The organism is Peptostreptococcus sp. D1 (genome assembly GCF_900112955.1).
In the GTDB taxonomy this organism is placed as follows: Bacteria; Bacillota; Clostridia; order Peptostreptococcales; family Peptostreptococcaceae; genus Peptostreptococcus.
In genome coordinates this window covers 11,779-33,031 of the sequence record NZ_FONP01000011.1, presented here as the reverse complement: position 1 = coordinate 33,031, position 21,253 = coordinate 11,779, and the positions used below count along the sequence as shown (strand labels likewise).

The window sequence follows — 21,253 nt, the reverse complement described above, 5'->3', positions numbered from 1 at the left end:
GTTAATTCACCTTAAATCCATATTTTTCGTACACTTTTTTCGCCTTATCATCTGACAAAGCTTTATATAATTTGTCGGTAATCTCAGCTTTGTCCTCAGTATTATTCTTTGATTTTACCTTGGCAATCGGATATGTTATTTTTCCAGTTTTTTCTACATCTATTGTACTTACTATTTTCACATTCTCATTTCTCTTTACATCACTAACGTAAGCAAATCCAATTTCTGCTGATTTTTCTGCAACAGAGCTCAAAGCCACGCTAACATTCTCTTTTTCACTAATCGTAATTCCACCCAATGCCTCAGATACAGTCTTTCCTGTAATTGCCTTTACAGTCTCATTGTCTTGATTTTCGACCTTCAATATCCCCTCTGCAATCAGTGCTTTTCTAGCATAAAAGCCTGCTGGAACACTTCCATATGGTAAAGCTATACTATTGGCCTCCTTAACACTATCCAATCCTTTTACAGATCCATCATAATCCTTGTAAGCTATGATAGCTAATTGGTTTTGCAAAAGATCCATAGTGCTGTTGTCGACTAACATTCCCTTTTCATCTAATTCTTTAATTTCCTTAGTTGATGCACTTAAAAAGATGTCACAGTCAAAACCTTCCATAATCTGGGATTTAAGCTTTCCAGAGCTATCCGCATTTACCACAACCTTTACATCGGCATTTTGTGCTTCAAAATCCTTTACCAGCTCGCCAGCTGCATCAGAAAGACTTGCTGCAATAAAAAGGCTTACTTCTTTTTTGGCTTCCGTTGCCTTTTCATCTGTAGTATTCTTCTTTGTACAGGCTGTAAGTGTTGTCCCTGCAATCAATGCCAATAACAAACATAATACTTTAAATTTGTGACCTAATTTCATACGTCTTTTCCTCCCTTAAATTAATACAGTTAAAAATATTTATTTTCTAGCGCACTCTGAAGATGTGCCCTTTAAAATCTTTAATCCGTGCTCCAAATTTGGCAATAGAAATTCCAATGACTCTTTTACAGCTCTTGGACTGCCCGGCAAGTTTATTATCAGAGTACTATTTCTAAGACCACTCACAGCTCTGCTAAACATAGCCCTTTTCGTGTAGTTCATTGAATAGGCTCGAATCGCTTCGGAAATTCCATTCGCCATTCTATCGCATACGGCATTTGTAGCCTCCGGAGTCACATCTCGCATAGCAAATCCAGTCCCTCCAGTCGTAATTATCAGATTTACCTGTCTCTGATCTGCAAGTCTCTTTAATTGCTGTTCAATTATTTTCTGTTCATCTGGTATTATTATCTCTTCCTTGACTACAAAGCCATTTTCTACCAATCCTTCTGTAATTATAGGACCACTCTCATCCTTTCGTTGACCAACCGATCCCTTATCGCTAACAGTTATTACTGCTGCTGTCAGTGGTACATCCAGATTAACTTCAATAAGCTCTACTTCATCCCCTATTTTTATATCTCCACCTACTATTACCTCAGTAAAAACACCCTCTCTTGGCATTATGCAATCTCCAACTGAATGAAATATCGCACAATGAGAATGACACTCCTTACCTATTTGACTCAGCTCTAACACAGCTTCACCTATTTTAAATCTTGTACCGACTGGCATACTTCTAAAATCATATTCATCTATTATTAGATTTTCTCCAAATGCGCCAAAATCAACATCAGCACCCTTTGCTCTAAACTCATTTATTCTTTCATAGGAAAGAATACTTACCTGTCTATGCCATTTTCCAGCATGAGCATCATTTTCTATTCCAAAATTTTCAATCAATTTCACACTAGGCACTTCCTTTTTTTGAGTACCCTTTTTTTCACTTATACATATTCCAATTATTTTTGCCATCTTGCAATTCCTTCCCCATATCTAACCACCAATTTGCGTCATCTTCTTCGTTTCTGTGATGTTTTTCATATCCTCAAAGCAGTGCTTTTCAGGCTTTTCAAGAATACTTTTTGAAAGTGCTTCATAAACACCTTCTGCATCTTCCATTTTTAGAAAATTCTTTATGGTTGTTGATTTATCAAAGCACAAGCAGGATTTTATATCACCTGTCGAGGTCAATCTAATTCTATTACATGAATCACAGAATTTTCCATGAATGGCACTTATAAATCCGACACAGCCTAAAAATCCACCAACCTTATAGTATTGAGCTGGTCCATTCCCATGCTTTGATTTATCAATTGTCACATTTGAAAAAGAGTCAAATAATATTTTGATCAAATCCTCATTTGACACCAGCATCGATTTCGCTCCTAAACCAATCGGCATCATCTCAATAAACCTCACATCAATGGTATATTTTTGAGCTAGTGTAATCAAGCTCAAAAAATCATTTGCAAAGTCCTTATCATGTAAAACGGCGTTTATCTTTACCTTCAATCCCTTTTCTATTGATTTTTCTATTGCTTCAAGCACTCTGTCAAGCTTGTTGAATCCGGTAATTTCTCTATATTTATTTCTATCTAGGCTATCAAGACTGATATTTATAGACTTTATACCCGCTTTCATAAGATCATCGAGCTGATCTACAAGAAGTATTCCATTTGTAGTAAGTGTAACCTCTTTTACACCATCCAACTCATATATTTTTTTTATCAGTTCGTGACAATTTTTTCTGACTAACGGTTCTCCACCCGTAATTTTAAAGTTAACTATACCTAGCTTTATTGCTTCCCTACACACCATCACAATTTCATCAAATGACAAAATATCATCATGAGAACACAATTTTATTCCATCTGGCATACAGTATCTGCAACGCAAATTACATCTATCCGTAATAGAAATCCTCATATAGTCAATATTTCTGTTATATGAATCAATCACGATAATCTCTACCTTTCCCAAACTCCACTCTTACCGCCGGTCTTTTTCATCAGCTTAATTTCCAATATTTCCATGCCTTTATCTACAGCCTTGCACATATCGTAAATCGTCAAAAGACATATATTTACGCCTGTCAATGCCTCCATCTCTACTCCGGTTTTTCCAACTGTCTTTACCGTACAAGAAGCCATAATTTTGTTCTCATTATCATCAAGGTCAAAATCAATCTCCACTTTGCTTAGATTTAGAATATGGCAAAGAGGTATTAACTCAGCAGTTTTCTTCGCCCCCATAATACCAGCTACTCTTGCTATGCCTAGCACATCACCCTTTTTCATTCCACCAGCCTTGACTTTATCAAAACATTCTTTTGACATCTTGATACTACCTACTGCAACTGCCTCCCTTATAGTTTCATCTTTATGGCTGACATCTACCATAATGGCATTGCCGTTTTTATCAAAATGTGTAAAATTACTCATATCGTCTCCATTTCAAACTTAAAATAATTCTAGTATTTATATTAACTATCTTCCAAAGCTACATTTAGGGAATATACAAACATCGCACTCCAGGCATAATCCTCCTTCACCGAGCTCTGCCATATCCTCTGCTGTTATTACATCATCAGCCATAACTCTTGGAAGAACCAAATCAAATATAGTTCTCTTCGCATACATGACACACCCCGGCAAGCCTAGTATTGGAATAGCTCTATCCTCGTCTTTTTTACTATAATAAGCCAGCAAAAACATCGCTCCTGGTAACACTGGTGCACCATATGAAATGATATTTGCACCTGTATTCTTGATAGCCAAAGGAGTTTTATCATCAGGATCTACACTCATTCCACCAGTACAAACCACCATATCTGCACCTTTTTCAATCAGCTCTAGTATTGCATTTGTGACTTTTTTATCATTATCCTCTAGAACTATATTTTCAAATAACTCTCCTCCAAATTCTGCTATCTTGTCAATGATAACAGGCGTAAATGTATCTTTTATTCTCCCATAGAAAACCTCGTTACCTGTAGTTACAACTCCTACCTTTTTCCCCTTAAATTCCTTTATTTCAAAGATCGGTTTTCCAGAAGTAATATTCAAGACTTGTTCCTTTACCTTTTCCATCTTATCTTTCTCAATTACCAATGGAATTATTCTAGTACCTGCAAGCTTCTCTCCCTCCTTCACAGAAAAGTTCCCATGAATACTTGCAATCATCATCTGCCCAAAGCTATTTACAGCCTTTAATGCCTCTCTGTTTATTTTTAGCAGCCCATGGCAATCAGCAAATAGATTTATTTTACCTTCCTTTGGTTCAGATCTTTTCATATTATCATTTAGACAGAGAGAACATAGCACCTCCGCAGCTTCATTTTCATGAAGCATATTTTCGTCATTCTCCCAAATGTATATGTGGTCTTTTCCAACACTCAACAATACTGGTATATCTTCTTTTGTAACAACATGACCCTTTCTAAAAACTGTGTCCTTTGTTACGCCCTTTATTATCTGCGTTATATCATGGCAAAGGACAGCCCCCTCTGCATCAACTGTTTTAATTATTTTCATGTCTATCTTTCGCCCTTTCATTTATCAATTGTCCAGCAATACTAATCGCTATTTCTGCAGGTGTTTCACACGCAATGGATATACCTATAGGTGCCGTTATTCTAGCTAGATCCTCGTCACCATACCCATCATTTCTTAGCCTTTCCATCACACTCGCAGTCTTTTTCCTACTTCCAATTACTCCAATATATCTGGCAGGAGACTTTAAAACTTGACGTTGAACGATATAATCGTCCTTGTGTCCTCTAGTCATAATACAAATATAGTCATTTTTCGTAATCTCATCACAAAGCTCAGATAAGTTTTCCATATTCACTATTCTTGTAGACAAAACGCCATCGAATAATTCCTTTTTGGCGAAATCTTCTCTATCCTCCACCACAATACAATTAAATCCTATCCTATGTAATGTCGGCACCAATTGCTGAGCCACATGACCACCGCCAAAAATATATACCTTTGAATTTCTATTTATTTGTTCGACATAATATATTCTTTCGCCTATAGTGTACTTTCTCGATTTTCCATCCAAGCTATTGATTATTTCTTCTGGTATATCTATTCCAACACAATGGTTACTTCCACATACGACTCCCATCGAAGCTTGAACACCATCTGTAATATCCAGTATCAACCATATGTCTTCATTTCTTTCAAAAGAATCTAAAATGGCACGAACCAATTTTTTCGTATTTTCATCCTCGCTCGATATATACTGAAAGAAACACGCCACATCTCCACCACAGATCATACCTAAATCCTGAACCTCGTTTTGTCTCAGAATATATTTTTCATTAAACGATCTCTTTGTACTTAGAACTTCCTGCGCCTTCTGTTGACAGAGATACTCAACTGCACCACCGCCAATAGTTCCATAAATCCTTCCTTTTTCTCCTACAATCATTCTAGCACCAGCACCTCTAGGCGTGGAGCCAGAGCTGGCAGTAATGCTAACCATAGTAACATCTCTACCACTATTTAATTCCTCATCCAATAACTTAAAAAACGTTTTCATATTATTTCAATTCAGACTCCTTTTCAGGTAAAATTCCAATTTCCAGACACTTAAACTCGAAATTTTCATACTCAAAACAGCTGTAAGATGCGTATGGCTGCCTTATAGCCCTAGAGGTCTTAATATCTGCACCTATCACCTTTGCAATAAATGCACAATTAACACCAGCATGAGCAACACAAATAACATCTCCAGCTGTATTATTCATTATCTCTATAATAGCATTTTCCATGCGTTTCAAGGCATCTACACGCCTTTCGCCATTCGAAGGTTCATCTCCAAGCTCTTTGACGATATCCTTAAGAGGTATACCTTCCCATTCGCCCATGTCAATTTCCATAAGCCCTGCGTCAATATTTATTTCTAGCTTACCATCAGAAATTATTTCAGCAGTACTTACACACCTACTTAGCGGACTTGAAAAAATACTATTTATTTGCTTTTTCGAAAAAAAGTCTCTCAATTTTTTGCTTTCATCTATTCCCTTGTTGCCGATATCTATATCGGTTTTTCCGATACACAGTCTGATATCGTCCTTGAAATTAGGTGTCGCATGTCTAACAAGATATAATTTTCTCATAAACTCACTACCCTCTCAATCCCATGGCAAAATATTTTTTATACTTTTTTTCTAGATCTTTATACATTTCACTCATTAGCTTAGAATAGCTATCAACCAATCTCAAGCCCTCTTTGGTAAGTGAAGACCCTCCTCCACCTGTTCCTCCGGTCCATTTTTCAACAACCGGAAATCCAAGCTCTCTCTCAATATCCTTAATAATCTTACTTCCCTTTGAATATGAAATGCCCACGCTAACACACGCTTGCTGTATAGATTTTTGGGAGTCTATACTCTTCAGTAATCTATAAGCTGTTTCATCAAAAAAAACTTCTCTAGCTTTTAATTTGACTTCAATTTGAGGTCCTATAGGATATCCTTTACCTCTTTGATAGTTCCACTCAATAAGCTCAGAATATTCCTCTGGCGTATCTATATCGAAATATACAGCCTCATCATCAACATCTACATTGGTAATATGAGATCCATATGATTCCATTGCACCTCTAAGCCCATCCTCTCCACAGTAATTTCCAAGAGATTTTGCAAATTCATTGCTCACTATTATAGGATGTCCTGGTTGTCCATTATATGTCGTTCTCACTAGTTCGGCATCAATACTCAAAACCTTTTCCAATGTTTCTTCTAAAATGGCAGGTAAATCCATAGGCATTATTAAAATCCGATCGCACAAATTCATTATATCTTCAACACCAAGGACAACAGAATCAAACATTTGTGTTTCTGAGTATTTTTCATTTTCAACATACCTTATATCATCGAAAAAAATACTTTTTTTCAATTCATCCGACTTATGTCCGACAACAACCGTAATAGGATAAACATCCAGTTTTTTCAGTTTACTAATCGTACAATTCGCTACCGTAGAATCTCCAAATGGCAGAGAAGGTTTAAAAGCCTTCATTCTGGAAGATAGTCCAGCAGCTACTATAACAGCTCCAGTTTTTTTCATAATACGCCACCTTCAAACTATTATCTATCGTTCGTTTTTTTATTAGCTAACGCTCTTTAATTATATCACGCATAAATTATTATGTAAATATAATAAAAAAAATTAACCACCAAATACAAATTTGTTTTTGGTGGTTAAATACTGCAATATTAGTAATAAGCATTCGAGATTTATTAACAAGTATTTAATATTTTATTTATTCTACATCAGCTTTATTTTTGTCGGCAGTCGAAATCTCATCATCAATTTTTTCATTATCGATTTTTACCTGATCAATTTCCTCATCAATTTTTTCCTCTCTATTTAAAGGAAGCCTCATCTCAAAAGCTTCTACAAACTGACTTTCATTTAGTGTTTCAAACTCAAGCAACGCCTTTGCTATATAATCCAATCGTTCTTGATTTTCTCTCAACATAATCTTAGTTTTTTCATATGCATCAGATACTATAGCTCTAACCTCAACATCTATCTCAGCAGCTACTTCTTCAGAATACTCCTTTGCATGACCAAAGCTATTACCTATAAATACTTCATCCTGTGAAGCGAAATTTATTGGTCCAAGCTTTTCGCTCATACCATACTTAGCGACCATATCTCTAGCTAATTGAGTAACTCTTTGAAGGTCGTTTGATGCTCCGGTAGAAATATCATCCAAGTTTAACTCTTCAGATACTCTTCCTGCAAGAAGTACTATCAACTCCTGCATCATTTCTCCCTTAGTAGCATAATATTTATCTTCCGTTGGTAACTGTAGTGTAAATCCACCAGCCATACCTCTTGGAATAATAGTAACCTGATGAACTGGATCCATCAAATCTAACAAGTGAGCACATACTGCGTGTCCTCCTTCGTGATAGGCTGTCAAAATTCTTTCCTTTTCACTTATAACTCTTGATTTTTTAGCAACACCAACAATCACCTTGGTAATTGCTTCCTCAATATATTCCATGGATATTTTATCCTTGCCATTTCTCGCAGTTAATATAGCAGCTTCATTCATAATATTTTCTATATCGGCTGGAGTAAATCCAGGTGTACTCTTTGCTAAAACATTCAAATCAATGTCATCTGACAAAGGTTTATTTTTTGAGTGAACCTTGAAAATTTCCTCCCTCCCCTTTACATCTGGTCTTCCGACAACAACTTGTCTATCAAAGCGTCCAGGTCTCAAAAGCGCTGGGTCGAGAATATCAGGTCTATTAGTAGCAGCCATTATAATAATCCCTTGATTTACACCGAATCCATCCATTTCAACAAGAAGCTGATTTAATGTCTGCTCTCTTTCGTCATGTCCGCCACCAAGACCTGCACCCCTTTTTCTACCAACAGCATCTATTTCATCGATAAAAATAATTGCTGGCGATTCTTTTTTTGCCTGCTCGAATAAATCTCTTACTCTTGAGGCACCCACACCGACAAACATCTCAACAAAATCTGAACCACTAATAGTAAAGAATGGTACTCCAGCTTCACCAGCAACAGCTCTTGATAAGTATGTCTTACCTGTTCCTGGAGGTCCTACCATCAAAATCCCCTTTGGAATTCTAGCTCCCAAATCTATATATTTCTTTGGATTTTTCAAGAAATCAACAATTTCCTGTAGCTCTTCTTTTTCCTCTTTTAACCCAGCAACATCTTTAAATAATACTTTATCTTTACCTGATTTATGCTGCTTTGCTTTTGATTTGGCAAAGCTCATAACCTTTCCTCCACCACCCTGTGACTGATTCATAATAACAAAGAAAGCAATAACCATGAATGCCAAAAGTAGTAATGTCGGCAATAGTTCTATCAGCCAAGGAGTTTTAGGGGTCGGTTCAGCAGTTAATTTCACCTTATCTTTTTCAATGCTAGTCAAAAAATCCTGTGCCAATTTATCACTCTTAATTTCACTAGGAATATAAGACTTAAACTTAGTTCCATCCTTTAATGTTCCAGAAATACTCGTATCATCGACAATTTTTATGTCTTTAATATTTCCATTTTTCAAGGTTTGATACAAAGTTGAAAACTCCATATCAGTGTATTTTTCTTTTTGATTTCCAGTGTACCGAACGATTCCTACGATTAATAGCAACATTATCAAATAAATTCCGGCACCTCTCAGTGTCTTATGCAATATACCTACCTCCTTATTATTATTCAAGCGTAAACATCAAAATCTTTTCGGTTTTTTCTTCGATCTTGTAATCTATGCTCATCCTATAGTCACAAACTGCAACCACACTCTCTCCATCAACCAAAATTGGTACTTTATCTCTATTTTCCCTCGGGATTTTTAAGCCTATGAAAAGCTCTTTTATCTTTTTAGATCCACCCGATAATCTTATTTTATCACCTTGTCTTCTATTTCTCAATCTAATGCTACTTCTTATTTTACCCAAATCTAGAAATTGTAAGCCTTTTTTTAATTCATCACTGTTAAAATTTTCCAAAGGTACAATTTCTGACTTAAATGTCTTTCCTAATTCAGATATGAAAACGTCCTTTCCAGGCTCAATCGCGTACTCATACTCAATATTGCTCTCCTCTAATATGGATTTAGTCAGCAAGATATATCCTTGCTTTCTATAAACGAAAATACCTCTTGGAAGATTGATTTTTTTATTCAATTTGCCATCTTTCGACATTTCCAGCACTTCGTCAATATGCTTTTTTTCTATTCCGTTTACGTCTCCAACCAAAGCTCTTATACCTCTAATTATAAGCCTGGATTTGACAGCACTATGTAATGTATTAAACCTTTCTACAAATAAATACACCCCATCCTCATAAGCTCTTGCCAGCTCGGCATACTCTTTATCTACTTCATTAAGAATGTAGTCGCTATCGCTTCTTAGATTTTGAACCATTCTGATTACACTATCTATAAAATTATCATTAAACTCTTTTTGAATATAAGGTATCAATTCCAGTCTAATCTTGTTTCTAGAATATATTGATTCAAGGTTTGTCCTATCAATCCTTGGATACAGCTCATGCTCAACACAATACTTTTCAATATCTTTTCTATTCAAATCCAAAATAGGTCTAATAATACCATCTTTTCTTTTATATTCGATTCCTCTCAAGCCCTGAAGCCCTGTCCCTCTCATTATTCTCATCAAAACAGTCTCAGCCTGATCATTTTTATTATGACCAATTGCAACCTTATTCGCACCAACCCTTGCTTTTATTTCGTTGAACATTTTATATCTTAGTATCCTTGCACCATCTTCAAGTCCAAGCTTATTATCCTCGCAATATTTTGGAACATCAATTGACTTTATAAAGCATGGTATATCTAAGCTATCACAAAGCTTCATAACGTACAGGGAATCTAGATGAGCTTCGAGTCCTCTAATTTGATGATTTAAGTGAGCAACAAATAGCCTTATGTCCATTTGATTTGATAGCTTATGCAAAATATGCAGCAAACACACAGAATCTGGACCACCTGAAACTGCCACTACTATTTGGTCACCTGTTTCTATCATGCTTTTCTCAGTAATAGTTTTTAAAACAGAGTCAAATATCATATTACTCCTCCGCAATAGCCTTTATTTCTATTCTATTATTAGCCTTCATCAATCCCTTTATTTCTATTTTATAATCTAAATTTAGCTTTACTTCATTTTCCAGAATTTTTTTCTTTATCTTGTACGTGTAAATAGACATATCAAAGCTGCCATAAGGTGTTCTATAAATGGAATTATGACTCTCATTTTCCACAAATTTCATTTTTGAGCTAGAATCACCTGAGTTGATAATTGCAACCTCTTTGTCACCTATCTTTATGACTCTATGGTATTTCTTCATATTGCCATTTTCTTCAAAAGCTAAAAATATCCCAGTGCTTTTAAGAGTTTTTTTTCCATTGTAAAAGCTCTCAATAGTTTGTATATCACCAGCTTCTAAAATTTGAGAAGTCTTTATTGTAATCTTAACATCCATATCACACCCAAATTCTATTCGAATCCCTTTCAAATCCTAATCAATATCTATGAATCTCAACTTTTTCCAAGTCTGTTATCTTTCTCTTCAAAAACTCGCCTGCGACTTTTGAAAACTGTTCGTTGATATCAGAAACAAAATACTTGCAACTACCCTTTTTTTCTGAGGTGTTCAGCAAATTATTGTCCTCCAATTTTTTCTTTAAATCCAAAGCCGTCTCTTTCGCAGGATTTATTAATTTTATATCAGCTCCAACTGCTTCACCGATAGTTCTCTTGAGTATCGGATAATGAGTGCATCCCAAAACCAGTGAATCGACACCCCTTTCAATCAACGAATCCAAGTACATGTGTGCAGCAGTCGATGAAATTTCTTTGTTTGCCCATCCTTCTTCAACCAAAGGTACAAATAGTGGGCAGGCTTTACCTATCACCTGTATTTTCTTGTCTATACTCTTCACTGCTTTATTATATGCCTTTGAATTTATTGTACCAGCAGTACCAATAATTCCAACCTTTTTATTTTTCGTAGTTTTGACTGCAGCTCTTGCCCCCGCATCTATTACTCCAATGATTGGGATGTCATAGCTTTCTTTTGCCTCCACCAAGGCTCTAGCTGTGGCTGTATTACACGCAATAACTATAGCCTTAACCTCCTTCGACTTTAAGAAATTAATCGCTTGAAAAGTATATTTTATTATTGTTTCCTTTGACCTCGGTCCATAAGGCACTCTGGCTGTATCACCAAAATATATTGTATCTTCATTGGGAAGGTATCTGTTTATCTCTTTTAGAACAGTCAAACCACCCAAGCCGGAGTCAAAAACTCCTATCGGTCTTCTATCCATATATTTTCCCCTTAATTAAATACACATATTTCCACACCCTTACTAGAAGGTTTGGTCACATATGTATTTATATATTCATTTCTCAATATTTTACTGCATTTTTTTAAAGCTTTATTGTCCGAAAAGAAACCAAAAACAGTCGGTCCACTTCCACTCATCATGCTTTTTATGGAGCCTGAAGCATCCATGATTTTTTTTATTATATCTATATCAGAGCATAAAGTTCTAGTAACAGGCTCCAACATATTCCCCATCGCTTCAACAATGTCACAGATACATTTTCCATTGCTTATAGATTCAACTAGCCTCTCGTTATTTGGAACATAATTCATCAGCCTATTATCGGTAAGTGAAATTTTATTTTTTTCGTCCAAGAACATTATATCAAATTTGCTATATATTTTACTCGTGGATGCGGACTGATTCGGCTTGCATACCAAAATGTTGATATCTTTATTCAAAGCTTTAAGCTTTTGTATGTCCGTACCTTTTCCACAAGCCAATGCAGTGCCACCAGAAATACAAAATGCAATATCAGATCCCAATGCCTTTGAGTCCTCAATTAATTCTTTTTCATCAAGCCCCAAATCAAATAATTTATTAATTCCAACAAACATCGCAGCAGAATCTGCACTTCCACCTGCCATGCCCGCTGCTATCGGTATATTCTTTTCCAGAAAAACCTCTACACCCTCTTCAATTTCATATTTTTCCTTCATATATTGCCATGTCCTGTATATTATATTTCTTTTATCAGAAATCAAATTCGAATTTGATATTGTCAATTTATAGCCTGAGGGCTTCTTTCTAATTAGTATATAGTCAGACAGGTCTATTGACTGCATTACCATTTGCACATCATGATATCCATCTTCAAAAACTCCATTAATATTAATTGATAAATTGATTTTCGCTCTTGCCCTCAATTTAATTGTTTTCATCAATAATAAACCTCCGCATAAAGGAATTACTTAAAGTACATAGATTCCACAGAAAATGTACAAAATTCCACATATCATAATTATAACATAAAAAAGAGCCGTTGCGAAAATAAATGCTACAGCCCCTAAATATTAGTATCCAATTTTATTAACTTGCATTGTTACTTTTAAAAACCTTAATTTTTACAGTCTCAGTAAGTAAGTCAGAATAGCTGTACGCCACTCTCTCGAACCCACTTTCAGCATCGCCAATTTTAATAACGAAAACACTTGGATATAAATTTTCAAGTATGCCTTTTTTAGTAACAATATGTTTTCTTCCTTGATCTGCCTTTAGTAATATTTTGTTCCCAACATACTTTTCCAACGTATGTCTAATATTATCTAGCGTAGCTGTTGTTGCCAAAAATATCACCATCCTTTTGTATTATACTATAATATAATACCATAAAGATGTAATTTTGTCAAGATAACATAATATTTTACAATATCTCAATAAATTTGTCAATTATTTGCCACAACATTTTTTATACTTTTTACCACTTCCACATGGACATGGGTCGTTTCTTTTGATTTTTTCTTCCTTAACAACAATTTTTGTTTTCTTAAATTCCTTCTGAATTTTTTTTCTCAAATCCTCAGGTAGTATATCTTCCCAGCCTTTTAGCCCATATAACCAATGTGCTTCTACATTAACCATGTTGAAATATAATTTTTCCCAGTCGATCTTAATGCTGATTTGAGTATCTTTTTCAATCCTTTCAAGCTCCAAAGGCATTTCTATACTTTCATTTATACCATCCAAAAATCCCATAAAGAATTCCGGCGTAGTTTTGTACTGACTTGCCAAATCACTCAATTTTCCAGCAATAATCTGTGTTTTTTCTCTTAATACTTCATCATATATTGTTGTTTCATCCTTCAAAAAGGCTTCCCAGAACTTTACTTCAGCCTCTTCGCTTTGATGATTTTCGCTCATGCTTCTCCATGCCTCAAATAACATAAATTTTACCTCTCTTTATCAATATAATGTTAATTTTAAAACTAAAAATTAAAAATTCATTTTAACCATTTTTCCATATCTAATAATTCTAGCTACACTATTTTATCACAAATAATAGCCAATTTCCACATTATTTTAGCAATCGTTCAAGCATATCAATTGCTCTTTCCTGTTCAATAAAATATGGGCTTGTAGCTACTGTAATCAAATCCGTACCTTGTATATAGTCTTTTACCCTGCTCATTCGAAAATCCAGATCTATATAGTCCATGTCCTTCGAAAAAAAATCCAAATCTAAATCAAGTATATAATCAGAAGGCATATCCAAACACATACCGTATTCCGAATCTACTATTACAAGCTCCGAAAATATACCAAAATTCATAGCTGGCTTAATAAAATTACCAACATTTAACACTCTATTTGTATAATTTACCACAGCGTCAATATCTCTGATGTCTACATCAAAATTAGGTGGAAGCCTCGTATCCTTATGCTGATCAACATGTAGTAATGACCTCCCCCTTTTTAAATGCCCACTGATTATTGATCTACACCAAAAGTAAAATGCATGATTGTGATTATCAAACAAAAATATTTTCTTCTTTTTCTCTGCATCGATAATAAGATCAATTTCGTACATATGCTCAAGACCATAACAAACACGCTCTACGCCATCTTCAATCTCAATAAAGCTCGGAGCCTTACCAAACTTGACAAAATCTAAGTTGAAATTATCAATATGAATCTCTTTTTTTATCAAGCTTGGCACATATATTTTTCTGTTTTCTCTCTCGTTAAATGAAAACTCATTATTTCCAATCGGATCACTTAAATAAAACCCACCATAGCTCATAATCTACCCTCCCCATAAAAAACAAAACTTTATTCCAATTCGTGTTTAATCCAGTTCAAATATACTCTAATCTAAATCTGTTCTAATTTAAATCCGTTCTAATTTAAATTTGCTCTTATTTAAATCTACTCCAGCTTGAATTTAGCCCAAACTATATTTAATCTATCTATATCTACTAGAAAATATTCCACGGATATTCATTTGGAGGCAACAACTCAAAAATCATCTTCTCCTTTGTAGTAGGATGAATAAGCTCTAGCCTTGTAGACCACAGAGCTATCTGCTGACCCACCGATGAGTATTTTGAGTATCTCTGATCGCCATACAAAGGAATTCCTCTACTAGAAAACTGCACCCTTATTTGATGAGGCCTACCAGTCAGTAAATCAATTTCAACAAGTGAATAGACCTCTTTTTCATTATTTTTACAGCTGGAAATTTTTTTAAATGACAATTTTGCTAGCTTTGCATCTTTCGTATTTTTGTCTACCACCCTTACAATATTTGTCTTTTTATTTTTTTGAAGATAATCCTCGTAATATCCTTCTTTTTCTACATTCCCAACGACTACTGCCCTATATGTCTTATTCATTAATCCACGTCTTATTTGATCCGATAGCCTAGAGGCAGCCTTTGAGGTTTTTGCAAAAACCATCACTCCACCCACTGGTCTATCCAGCCTATGAACCAAGCCTAAATATACATTTCCCGGCTTATTATATTTTTCTTTTATGTAATCCTTACAGATATTGATCATATCCAAATCTTCAGTGTTATCAGCCTGTGACAATATATTTCTCACCTTTTCAACCAACAAAAGATGATTATCCTCATAAATCACGTTTAGCTTTATCCTTGACATCGATCGCCTCCGTATTATGCTTCCCAACGTCCGAATATTCCACAAGGAAGAATCATTCCTGTTCTTGACGCTGGAATACCAATTTCTCCAGCATAAACCTTACCAGATTTAACCTGCCTTCTAACAGTAGTCTGCAAAATATTCTCAAGCACTATTGGAGAAAATCCTGTTGTATATGAGTTGATTAATACAAAAAGAGGCTTATCAGACAGCACCTTCAAACAAAGCTCAAGAAACTCATACAGCTTATCCTCTATTTTCCATACCTCTCCCTTTGGTCCTCTTCCATATGAAGGTGGGTCCATAATAATAGCATCGTATTTATTTCCTCTTCTGACCTCTCTTTCGACAAATTTGAAAACATCGTCTACAATAAATCTTACTGTTCTATCCCTTAGTCCTGAAAGCTCAATATTCTCTTTTGCCCAATTTACCATACCCTTTGCAGCATCTACATGGCAAACCTCTGCACCCGCATAGGCACAAGCCACTGATGCCCCTCCTGTATATGCGAATAAATTGAGAACCTTAATAGGTCTCTTTGATGATTTAATCTTATCTATCATCCAATCCCAGTTCGCCGCTTGCTCAGGAAATAAACCAGTATGCTTGAATCCGGTAGGCTTTATTTTAAACTTCAATGGACCGTAATTTATATTCCATTGCTCAGGGTATTTTTTCTTTACTTCCCAGCTTCCTCCACCTCTATTGCTTCTGTGATAATGTCCATGAGGATTTTTCCATAGAGGCCATTCCTTATTTATGGGCCATATAACCTGTGGATCAGGTCTTCTCAAAACAACATCTCCCCATTTTTCCAATTTTTCACCATTTCCCATATCTATCAGCTCATAATCTTTCCATTTATCCGATAATAGTATCATTATTTATTCCTTTCTCTTTAACAATCTATTCTGTATTGTATTTGCTTTAAAGCATACACTTATTTACCTTATACAAATTAAAAATAATTATATCATATAATCACGATTCATGATTAAAAAAGTGATATATTTCGCTAAAAATAAGATTTCAAATACATCTTTTCTTTTAATACATCCCATAGATTTTTTATAATTATTGAAAATTCTACAAAGTATATTGATTTTCATTACTTGTCATATTAAAATAATATTGGATATTTTTTCAAAAAACTTTTTTAAATTAAATAGAGAATAATAAATATTTTATTTTGAAGGAATAGAATATGCTTAAAATAATTCTTTTTACAAAACTCATAAAGAAAGCACAAACAAAAATGCATACCCTACATTCATTTTCTTACACGTGGAGAATGTGGGTATGCATTTTATTTGGGGCTCTTATTAGTCAGCCCTATAATTTTAATTAAAAAATAGAAGCAAGGGATTCATTTAAATATCGTATTTCTTCTTTAGTTAGATTAGTATTAATCAGAGCACTAATATACGATGCAAGCTCTTCTCTATTTTCAAAATTTGAATTTTGAAATACCTTTTCTTCTTTTTTTACTAATTCGATAAGATTATCTTTTTTTTGATAAATCATCATCAGATTTCTCATTCATTAAAAAACACTTAGTTCAGTTTCTTTAAAAATACACTCAATAAAAAGTGGCTCAGAATCAACAGTGGTATTATTTTTGTTAAGATAATTCAATACTTTATTCTGCATTTCTAATTTTTTAATTTCAGATATATTAGGAAATTTATTATCAATGTATTTAATTAGACCTTTTTCGTCATTAAAGGTATAATATTTTAAATTATCTCTTATTTCAGCATCTATATTATGGAGAGATAAATTTTCTTCTAACAATTTATCTCTTTTAGATCTGAGGTCGTTAAAAACATTTTCCGAAAATTCAGTTTTTTGTGTTTGTAAATCTACGTTTTCTAGCAAAACTCCATCTGAAAATGAAATATATGGATTAAAAAAAACACTTGCTAAAAAACTAAAACATATGACACCCATTAACAATTTCTTATACATTTAAATACCTCCTTTTAAAATACATTTCAAATCTTTTCTATCTATTTTAATTATATCATGACAAAAACAAAAAAAATATAATAAGTTTATTTTAATGTTGTTTTTTCATGTATTTGAAACACTAGCAATATATAGTTAATAAATAACTTGAAGGTACTGATATATATTATGCTGACGGAACAAATATAGAAGCAGATGCAAATAAATCTAATTTGTCATTCACAAAATTTCATTTGAGAGGCAATAAAAAAGTAAAAGTTGAATTTGGATTACTTGCAATAGCACATAATATAATAAACATGGCACTCAATAGATCGAATTCTACTTACAAAACTCATAAAGAAAGCACAAACAAAAGGCATACCCTACTTTATTACATTGATAATGTGGGTATGCCTTTTATTTGGGACTCTTATAAGTCAGCCCCAAGATTATTTTTATTGTCCTCTTTCCATTTCCTTCATAGCTTCAAGAGTTTCATTTAACAGCTCATCCAATTCCCAGCCTAGATTTTCTGCACCATGCTTAATTACATCTCTTGAACATCCAGCAGCAAATTTTTTATCCTTAAATTTCTTTTTCAAAGATTTTAGCTCCATGTCCAGAGTACTCTTCGAAGGTCTCATAAGAGCTGCTGCTCCAACTATACCTGTCAATTCATCAGCTGCAAATAGAATTTTTTCCATTTGTTTTTCCGGCTTTGACTCCGTACCAGTCAATCCGTAACCATGACTAGTTGTCGAGTATATTATACTTTCATCCAGCCCCTCAGCTTCCATCAATTCAACCTGCTTTACACAATGCTCTGATGGATACATTTCAAAATCCAAATCATGTAATAATCCCACGATTTGCCAAAAATCTACATTGTCTGGATCGTATTTCTTCGCAAAATACCTCATTACATACCCAACAGTTTCACCATGCTGAATATGAAAAGCCTCCTTGTTATACTTCTTTAATATCTCCAATGCTTCACTATATGAAGGTATTTTTCCCATTTGAATCACTCCTGTCTATAATATTTCTCTACATTATACACCAAAAGCAAACATTATGGTATATTTTTTGTTGCTATGTGCTGATATTCTACACAGATTTCTTACTTATTAGGCTGTACAGCTTGAAAATACCTAATAAAAGCAATGTACCCATCGAAACTATCAATCCAATTTTTTGATAAGGTCTGTCATAAACAAATCTCACTCTATGCCTTCCTTTTCCAAGATGAATCGCCATAAATCCAATATTCGCTTTCTTTATCTCAGCTTCTCTTCCATCCACAAATGCTCTCCAAGAATCGCCATAAGGTATGGAAACAAACATCAATTTATCCTTTGACACATCTATTTCACCTTCAAACCCACGTGAATTTGTTGAAATTTTTTTCAAATATTCCTTCGATAAAGCTTTAGATGCTTCTTCAACATATTTTACATCTCTAATTTCAAAAGATATATCTTTCGTATCAAATTCAACTCCACTCGGAATACTTATTTCGACCTTATGAGCTCCTTTTTTCAGATAGCCCAAATTAATTAACGAATCCGTTTCTCCCGAGTACCATCTAGTATTCTTTTTTGTAAAATTTGTCCTATTGGATTCTCCATTTACCCTTGCCTCTAGCTTATCCATATTTTTGAAGCTATCCTGACTAGGCAAATGTAAGTACAGTTCACCATTTTTATTTGCCATCAAATCAGCCACAAGGTTTATTTTTTTACTTGTTTTTATCTTTCCTGATAAGCTTAGCTTTACAGATAAATTATCTTCTATTTTTTCAACATTCTTAGCAATATTGCCATTTTTTATTTTATTTTTGATATTTTTATCCACATCTTCAACAACACAGCTTCTCAACATCAGCTCCTGCAAATCAAGACTAGAATAATCTCTAACCTGATTATAATCAACAAAGCTATCATATGTAAATCCGAATGGTATATAATTGCTATTCACATACACATCCTTCATATAGGTTTGCTCGTATCCATAAGGAATCTTTTTCCTTCCAACATAGAATTTGACTGACATCAGATTATCTAGCGCCACTCTTGAATCCATATTGTTCATAAGAGTTACCGGAGCTGCCTTTGAATTTTTCATAATCAAGTTAAACATCGACAAATTTTTATTCTCAATACTATAATAGATTGACGAGCTACCATAGCCATAAATATCAGAAAAATTCATGCTTCTTGAATCACTGTTATCTACTCTCTCAAAAATACTACCACTCACTTTTGATAGCTCTATCAGTTCCCTGCTTGTTATCATATTTCTAACGGATTTCGTTTTTGCCAATACCCCTGCGATTGAAGCTTTTTCAACATATACACACATAGACATACATATTGTCACAACTGTTATGGCGATCAAATACCTTCTTTTTTTATCATTGTTTTTATATATTAGTACATATGTATACGATAGAAAAACTATTAAACCACTTACATCCAGCATCGCCAAAGCAAGCGACTCTGGATAGCTCTTTTTGAAAAACAAATAAATGGCATATATTATATACAAAAACATATATACATAACAGACATACAGCGTCTTTTTATTTTCTTTATTATTCAATCTCGTCAGCTCATCAAACATTTCAACAAATATGTAAGAAACCAATAATGCAACAGCAAAGGTCCACCTGTAATTGGCATATGAAAAACCGGTCATTGCACTTTGAAATTTTGGAACGAAAACTGCCATAGCTACAATTGCACACAAAAGCTTTAGCTTTGTTCTTCCCTTACTGCAAAATAATAAAGAAATCGTAAACAAAGTAATAATAGCAATTCCCGCAGTAACAGCGTCACCTGCTCTTGGAGTTTTAAAAAAATCAAAAAAATACCTCAAAACTATATGCCTTTGAGTGATTATTGGCAGGTCTATGCGAATCGAATTATTTCTAATACTGTTTACTATTCCGTATATCATAGGAAATATCACGCAAGCCGATAACAGCACTGCAATAAGATAGCTGTATATGCCTCTAAAAAATAATCTAAATCCAATTATAAATCTTTTATTTTTGCCCTTTGTAACCTTAGCTATATACACAATAGAGTATATTAATACCTGAAACGCAATAATATATGCAAAATAAAAATTGACTACTATAGACAAAAAGCTTGTTATAACGAACATCTTTTTGCTATTCTCACGTATCAGCTTTGAAGCTCCTATTATCATCAACGGTAGCAATATGGTACTATATCCAAAGTATGGATGAGTCACTCCACTTGATAAAGGATAATTTGAAAAAACGTAAATAATCGCACCTAGAGAAATAGAAGCAATTGACCTATCCTCATGTCTTATACGCAAAAAATATCTACACATAATTATAAAACAGACACCTGAAGCATATAGCCTAAAGATTATCCTGATTGAATATACAGCTACTGGATCCATATTTTTTAACGGAATCAGTAAAATATTCAAGGGATCAAATAGTCCATAATGATAATATGTGAAAAGAGAATCACTACCAAATCCCAACTTGAAATTAAATGATTCTAAATTTCTGGCAAAATCAAAGAAAAAGTCATTTATCGTCTTTATTAGATAAAACTGACTCGGAAAATGCTGAGATAGTGCATCCCCCTTATAGATTAAGCTCAATCCATTGAACTTTAGCATCACTAAAATTATAAAAGCCATTAATACAAAAATATACGTGTATATCGTAAATGGATTATTTTTATTTAATATCTCTTTTTGAAATCGTCTAAAAAGCCCTCTATCTTTTCCTATAAACATATTCGTAACCCCCACTAACAAGATCCTCACTATATTGTCAGAATCCTAAAACAAAAAATGCCCCCAATAAAATTAATTTTAAAAAGTTTTGATATAAATATTATACTATATTTTTTAGAGT

General features: G+C 33.9%; 22 protein-coding genes. All 22 read right to left on the bottom strand.

Annotation, left to right across the window (positions count from 1 at the left end; translation table 11 throughout):
• Position 1: 1 nt before the first annotated feature.
• Positions 2 to 871, bottom strand: coding sequence for a molybdate ABC transporter substrate-binding protein (gene modA, locus BM120_RS08175; RefSeq protein WP_091994843.1), 870 nt, complete (start codon positions 869 to 871; stop codon positions 2 to 4).
• 39 nt (positions 872 to 910) lie between these two features.
• Positions 911 to 1,846, bottom strand: a complete 936-nt coding sequence (locus BM120_RS08170; RefSeq protein ID WP_091994841.1) for an MOSC domain-containing protein — start codon at positions 1,844 to 1,846, stop codon at positions 911 to 913.
• A gap of 21 nt (positions 1,847 to 1,867) precedes the next feature.
• On the bottom strand, positions 1,868 to 2,854 hold the full coding sequence (moaA, locus tag BM120_RS08165; RefSeq protein WP_242941589.1) for a GTP 3',8-cyclase MoaA: 987 nt from the start codon (positions 2,852 to 2,854) through the stop codon (positions 1,868 to 1,870).
• Complete coding sequence (gene moaC / locus BM120_RS08160) at positions 2,842 to 3,315, bottom strand: cyclic pyranopterin monophosphate synthase MoaC (RefSeq protein ID WP_091994839.1); 474 nt, start codon at positions 3,313 to 3,315, stop codon at positions 2,842 to 2,844. Before moaC ends, moaA begins: the two co-directional genes overlap by 13 nt.
• A 45-nt stretch (positions 3,316 to 3,360) precedes the next feature.
• Positions 3,361 to 4,407 (bottom strand): molybdopterin-binding protein, encoded by a 1,047-nt coding sequence (locus BM120_RS08155; RefSeq protein ID WP_091994837.1) that lies wholly within the window; start codon positions 4,405 to 4,407, stop codon positions 3,361 to 3,363.
• Positions 4,394 to 5,422: an XdhC family protein gene (locus tag BM120_RS08150; protein WP_091994834.1), complete on the bottom strand. Its 1,029-nt coding sequence runs from the start codon at positions 5,420 to 5,422 to the stop codon at positions 4,394 to 4,396. The genes BM120_RS08155 and BM120_RS08150 overlap by 14 nt, the downstream gene beginning before the upstream one ends.
• A gap of 1 nt (position 5,423) precedes the next feature.
• Positions 5,424 to 6,002, bottom strand: coding sequence for a histidine phosphatase family protein (locus BM120_RS08145; protein WP_091994831.1), 579 nt, complete (start codon positions 6,000 to 6,002; stop codon positions 5,424 to 5,426).
• A 7-nt stretch (positions 6,003 to 6,009) separates the two neighbouring features.
• Positions 6,010 to 6,954 (bottom strand): NTP transferase domain-containing protein, encoded by a 945-nt coding sequence (locus BM120_RS08140; protein WP_091994830.1) that lies wholly within the window; start codon positions 6,952 to 6,954, stop codon positions 6,010 to 6,012.
• 196 nt (positions 6,955 to 7,150) lie between these two features.
• Entirely contained in the window at positions 7,151 to 9,073 is a 1,923-nt protein-coding gene (gene ftsH / locus BM120_RS08135) for an ATP-dependent zinc metalloprotease FtsH (protein WP_091994827.1), read from the bottom strand.
• 19 nt (positions 9,074 to 9,092) lie between these two features.
• Positions 9,093 to 10,472, bottom strand: a complete 1,380-nt coding sequence (tilS, locus tag BM120_RS08130) for a tRNA lysidine(34) synthetase TilS (protein ID WP_091994825.1) — start codon at positions 10,470 to 10,472, stop codon at positions 9,093 to 9,095.
• A gap of 1 nt (position 10,473) precedes the next feature.
• The gene (locus BM120_RS08125; RefSeq protein WP_091994822.1) at positions 10,474 to 10,887 is read right to left on the bottom strand and encodes a YwiB family protein; all 414 of its coding nucleotides are present in this window, start codon (positions 10,885 to 10,887) and stop codon (positions 10,474 to 10,476) included.
• A gap of 40 nt (positions 10,888 to 10,927) precedes the next feature.
• On the bottom strand, positions 10,928 to 11,734 hold the full coding sequence (gene murI, locus BM120_RS08120) for a glutamate racemase (RefSeq protein ID WP_091994820.1): 807 nt from the start codon (positions 11,732 to 11,734) through the stop codon (positions 10,928 to 10,930).
• A gap of 11 nt (positions 11,735 to 11,745) precedes the next feature.
• Complete coding sequence (ispE, locus tag BM120_RS08115) at positions 11,746 to 12,675, bottom strand: 4-(cytidine 5'-diphospho)-2-C-methyl-D-erythritol kinase (protein ID WP_091994818.1); 930 nt, start codon at positions 12,673 to 12,675, stop codon at positions 11,746 to 11,748.
• Positions 12,676 to 12,823: 148 nt separating this feature from the next.
• Positions 12,824 to 13,081, bottom strand: coding sequence for a Veg family protein (locus BM120_RS08110; RefSeq protein WP_091994815.1), 258 nt, complete (start codon positions 13,079 to 13,081; stop codon positions 12,824 to 12,826).
• A gap of 102 nt (positions 13,082 to 13,183) precedes the next feature.
• Positions 13,184 to 13,678 (bottom strand): SEC-C metal-binding domain-containing protein, encoded by a 495-nt coding sequence (locus BM120_RS08105; protein WP_091994813.1) that lies wholly within the window; start codon positions 13,676 to 13,678, stop codon positions 13,184 to 13,186.
• Between the two features lie 130 nt (positions 13,679 to 13,808).
• Positions 13,809 to 14,534 (bottom strand): peptide arginase family protein, encoded by a 726-nt coding sequence (locus BM120_RS08100; RefSeq protein WP_091994810.1) that lies wholly within the window; start codon positions 14,532 to 14,534, stop codon positions 13,809 to 13,811.
• 175 nt (positions 14,535 to 14,709) lie between these two features.
• A complete protein-coding gene (locus BM120_RS08095) occupies positions 14,710 to 15,396 on the bottom strand; it encodes an RluA family pseudouridine synthase (protein ID WP_091994809.1) in 687 nt (228 codons plus the stop codon).
• A gap of 14 nt (positions 15,397 to 15,410) precedes the next feature.
• On the bottom strand, positions 15,411 to 16,280 hold the full coding sequence (locus BM120_RS08090; protein ID WP_091994806.1) for a class I SAM-dependent methyltransferase: 870 nt from the start codon (positions 16,278 to 16,280) through the stop codon (positions 15,411 to 15,413).
• Positions 16,281 to 16,743: 463 nt separating this feature from the next.
• Complete coding sequence (locus BM120_RS08085; protein WP_091994804.1) at positions 16,744 to 16,926, bottom strand: hypothetical protein; 183 nt, start codon at positions 16,924 to 16,926, stop codon at positions 16,744 to 16,746.
• 15 nt (positions 16,927 to 16,941) lie between these two features.
• Positions 16,942 to 17,367, bottom strand: a complete 426-nt coding sequence (locus tag BM120_RS08080; protein WP_091994802.1) for a hypothetical protein — start codon at positions 17,365 to 17,367, stop codon at positions 16,942 to 16,944.
• A gap of 437 nt (positions 17,368 to 17,804) precedes the next feature.
• On the bottom strand, positions 17,805 to 18,368 hold the full coding sequence (locus BM120_RS08075) for a hydrolase (protein ID WP_091994799.1): 564 nt from the start codon (positions 18,366 to 18,368) through the stop codon (positions 17,805 to 17,807).
• 88 nt (positions 18,369 to 18,456) lie between these two features.
• The gene (locus tag BM120_RS08070; protein WP_091994797.1) at positions 18,457 to 21,132 is read right to left on the bottom strand and encodes a YfhO family protein; all 2,676 of its coding nucleotides are present in this window, start codon (positions 21,130 to 21,132) and stop codon (positions 18,457 to 18,459) included.
• Between the last annotated feature and the right edge of the window lie 121 nt (positions 21,133 to 21,253).

What these genes read in the sequence shown, in the direction of transcription:
- modA (WP_091994843.1), bottom strand. Translation starts at nt 871, where the DNA reads ATGAAATTAGGTCACAAATTTAAAGTATTATGTTTGTTATTGGCATTG.
- BM120_RS08170 (WP_091994841.1), bottom strand. Translation starts at nt 1,846, where the DNA reads ATGGCAAAAATAATTGGAATATGTATAAGTGAAAAAAAGGGTACTCAA.
- moaC (WP_091994839.1), bottom strand. Translation starts at nt 3,315, where the DNA reads ATGAGTAATTTTACACATTTTGATAAAAACGGCAATGCCATTATGGTA.
- BM120_RS08155 (WP_091994837.1), bottom strand. Translation starts at nt 4,407, where the DNA reads ATGAAAATAATTAAAACAGTTGATGCAGAGGGGGCTGTCCTTTGCCAT.
- BM120_RS08150 (WP_091994834.1), bottom strand. Translation starts at nt 5,422, where the DNA reads ATGAAAACGTTTTTTAAGTTATTGGATGAGGAATTAAATAGTGGTAGA.
- BM120_RS08145 (WP_091994831.1), bottom strand. Translation starts at nt 6,002, where the DNA reads ATGAGAAAATTATATCTTGTTAGACATGCGACACCTAATTTCAAGGAC.
- BM120_RS08140 (WP_091994830.1), bottom strand. Translation starts at nt 6,954, where the DNA reads ATGAAAAAAACTGGAGCTGTTATAGTAGCTGCTGGACTATCTTCCAGA.
- tilS (WP_091994825.1), bottom strand. Translation starts at nt 10,472, where the DNA reads ATGATATTTGACTCTGTTTTAAAAACTATTACTGAGAAAAGCATGATA.
- BM120_RS08125 (WP_091994822.1), bottom strand. Translation starts at nt 10,887, where the DNA reads ATGGATGTTAAGATTACAATAAAGACTTCTCAAATTTTAGAAGCTGGT.
- murI (WP_091994820.1), bottom strand. Translation starts at nt 11,734, where the DNA reads ATGGATAGAAGACCGATAGGAGTTTTTGACTCCGGCTTGGGTGGTTTG.
- ispE (WP_091994818.1), bottom strand. Translation starts at nt 12,675, where the DNA reads ATGAAAACAATTAAATTGAGGGCAAGAGCGAAAATCAATTTATCAATT.
- BM120_RS08105 (WP_091994813.1), bottom strand. Translation starts at nt 13,678, where the DNA reads ATGTTATTTGAGGCATGGAGAAGCATGAGCGAAAATCATCAAAGCGAA.
- BM120_RS08100 (WP_091994810.1), bottom strand. Translation starts at nt 14,534, where the DNA reads ATGAGCTATGGTGGGTTTTATTTAAGTGATCCGATTGGAAATAATGAG.
- BM120_RS08095 (WP_091994809.1), bottom strand. Translation starts at nt 15,396, where the DNA reads ATGTCAAGGATAAAGCTAAACGTGATTTATGAGGATAATCATCTTTTG.
- BM120_RS08090 (WP_091994806.1), bottom strand. Translation starts at nt 16,280, where the DNA reads ATGATACTATTATCGGATAAATGGAAAGATTATGAGCTGATAGATATG.
- BM120_RS08085 (WP_091994804.1), bottom strand. Translation starts at nt 16,926, where the DNA reads ATGATGATTTATCAAAAAAAAGATAATCTTATCGAATTAGTAAAAAAA.
- BM120_RS08080 (WP_091994802.1), bottom strand. Translation starts at nt 17,367, where the DNA reads ATGTATAAGAAATTGTTAATGGGTGTCATATGTTTTAGTTTTTTAGCA.
- BM120_RS08075 (WP_091994799.1), bottom strand. Translation starts at nt 18,368, where the DNA reads ATGGGAAAAATACCTTCATATAGTGAAGCATTGGAGATATTAAAGAAG.
- BM120_RS08070 (WP_091994797.1), bottom strand. Translation starts at nt 21,132, where the DNA reads ATGTTTATAGGAAAAGATAGAGGGCTTTTTAGACGATTTCAAAAAGAG.